General features: G+C 57.9%; 3 protein-coding genes. All 3 read right to left on the bottom strand.

The features are described from left to right. Window positions 1-411, bottom strand: a 411-nt coding sequence (locus B0W88_RS35040; RefSeq protein ID WP_233151912.1) for a hypothetical protein, incomplete at its 3' end; no start/stop codon positions are given. Between the two features lie 57 nt (window positions 412-468). Beyond that, entirely contained in the window at window positions 469-963 is a 495-nt protein-coding gene (locus B0W88_RS31605; protein WP_077038395.1) for a YcxB family protein, read from the bottom strand. 53 nt (window positions 964-1,016) lie between these two features. Then, window positions 1,017-1,673, bottom strand: a 657-nt coding sequence (locus B0W88_RS35035) for a hypothetical protein (protein WP_233151911.1), incomplete at its 5' end; no start/stop codon positions are given.

Raw genomic sequence — 1,673 nt, 5'->3', positions numbered from 1 at the left:
TGTGATGCTAAGCGTCAAGTATCGGTCGTCGGGCCCTGAGTAGTGATGGGGCTCGTCTGCCAGCTTTGAACCGTACCGGCGCTTTACTTGGATAACCGGAGTTCCAACGCGAACGCCGTCCTGTGTGACGATCTTCCTGGAATGCACGTCAATGCGCCGCAGCAGGCCATCCTCAAACATGAAGTACGTATCTGGGAAGCGCTTGGACCGCAGAAAGAAGCACCCGCGATCCTCGGGATCTGAGGGCTCTGACACCGACTCGTGCAGCGCGTTACCGTATTGCGCGACTGTCATGCCGAATCGGACAGGGCCGAGGCCGTTGGCGTTAATCAAACCAGCACTGCCGGCCGCGAAGGAAGCTCCTGCGTAAGACAGCACTACGAGCGAGGCGAGAGAGATCAGGCGTTGCAAGGTGCGGCCTAACGTTTGCGTTCAGCCGCGCCGTTAGGCGTCGGCTGGAACTGCGGGTTAGGCACCAACGCGGCCTCCCGCGGAGCGAATGCGCTGAAGAATGAAAGACTGAATCTCGGGTGAGATGCAGTCAAGAGGCAATGTGCTGAACTGCGCCTTGGAGAACAGGAACAGCCACACTGTTTCGAACTGCCAAAGCTCCTCAACGGAAGACCATCCGAGGGTCGTGGTCCCAAGTTTAGAACTGAAGGTAAACGAGGTCTCGCCGACGGAGAACGAAGCCTGCGAACCGCCCATTGCCCGGAATTTTGCCAGAGCGTTGCGGTAGTGGACGACATACAGCGCCCCTGCAAACGCCATGCCCAAAGCAAGCACAGAGGCAAGCACACCGACAACCCACGATGTATCTCCCTGCACGACAAGGGTGCCGAGTGTGGCAGCCAAGAGCAAGAGCACGAGCAAGAATCTAGTACCGACCGTGCGCCGCCAGAAGGCAAACACGGCATCACGCAGGATTCGCTCGCTGTAGATCAGTGTTGCTTCGTGGGTCATGGGCCTAACGATTGCGTTCAGCCGCGCTGTTAGGCGTCGGCTGGAACTGCGGGTTAGGCGGCGCGAACATGCTGCAGCCTAGCAAGATAGATCGAAATCGCGGCCGCAAAGGCGTTGAAACCAATGACAACCGGAACGGATGCAAAGAAATCAATCGTGAAACTGCTTCCCAGCAGGAAATTGAATGCCCCGCGGATTGGTGGATAGATCTGCAGCCACACGTTGAAGAATCCCCCGGCTGAAAAGAAGTACGAGGCCAGCGGCGACGACAGCACTGGGACATGAATACCCCAGAAAAGTTGATTCATGTGCAGCCAGCCATGCGACCTTCGCAACGCGAGCACTCCGCAATATCCACCGAATACATAGAGAAGCACAGCAAGCCCGGCCACGATGCCATCCATGACGCCAATGCCAGCACTTGCAATCGCCGTCGCCAGTGCAAACAGGCCTAGGGCCGCGCCGCCAATGCCCAGTAGCCCAAGGGCTACCAGCGCGGAGGTCGGAACGCGAATTGTCGCTTCCTCTTGGGCGGTAAGGCGGGATTCCCATATCTCAAATCTGGGAGACTCGTAGGGCGTCTCGCAAGATACACATTGCACAGAATCAGCTAACACCGACGTTCCGCATGAAGGACAAAACGGCATCTGCAGCCTAACGGTTGCGTTCAGCCGCGCCGTTAGGCGTCGGCTGGAACTGCGGGTTAGGCT

The organism is Pelomonas sp. KK5, assembly GCF_001984095.1.
In the GTDB taxonomy this organism is placed as follows: Bacteria; Pseudomonadota; Gammaproteobacteria; order Burkholderiales; family Burkholderiaceae_C; genus KK5.
The sequence above is the reverse complement of the archived record's forward strand: the minus strand, read 5'-3'. Positions and strand labels throughout refer to the sequence as shown.